Source organism: Aminobacter sp. P4_D5, assembly GCF_056401815.1.
In genome coordinates this window covers 1-503 of record NZ_JBFUIP010001483.1, presented here as the reverse complement: position 1 = coordinate 503, position 503 = coordinate 1, and the positions used below count along the sequence as shown (strand labels likewise).

Below are 503 nucleotides of genomic sequence, written 5' to 3'. Positions count from 1 at the left end.
CGCATGGAGCCCTCGTCCATATTGCCGTCGCAGGTGCCGAGGTAGCGCACGATCTGCCGCAGCTTGGAGAGGTAGGCGCCGGCCTCCTCGGGGCTGCGCATGTCGGGCTCGCTCACGATCTCCATGAGCGCAACGCCGCTGCGGTTCAGATCGATGAAGGACTTGCTCTGGTGCTGGTCGTGCAGCGACTTGCCCGCATCCTGCTCCAGGTGCAGCCGCGTGATGCCGATGTTCTTCGTGCTGCCGTCGGCCAGCGTGATCTCGATCACGCCCGTCCCGATGATGGGATGCGCGAACTGGCTGATCTGATAGCCCTGCGGCAAGTCGGCGTAGAAGTAGTTCTTCCGGTCGAAGCGGGACCAGAGGTTCACCTGCGCGTTCAGGCCGAGGCCCGTGCGCACGGCCTGCGCCACGCACTCGCCATTGATCACCGGCAGCATGCCGGGGAAGCCAGCATCCACGAAGCTGACCTGGCTGTTCGGTACCGCGCCGAAGGCCGTCGC

Annotated in this window: 1 protein-coding gene; it reads right to left on the bottom strand. The window is 65.6% G+C overall.

From position 1 onward, the window contains the following. The coding region (locus AC1DWF_RS39090; RefSeq protein ID WP_476843749.1) for an Asp-tRNA(Asn)/Glu-tRNA(Gln) amidotransferase subunit GatB at nt 1–503 on the bottom strand (503 nt) is incomplete at both ends.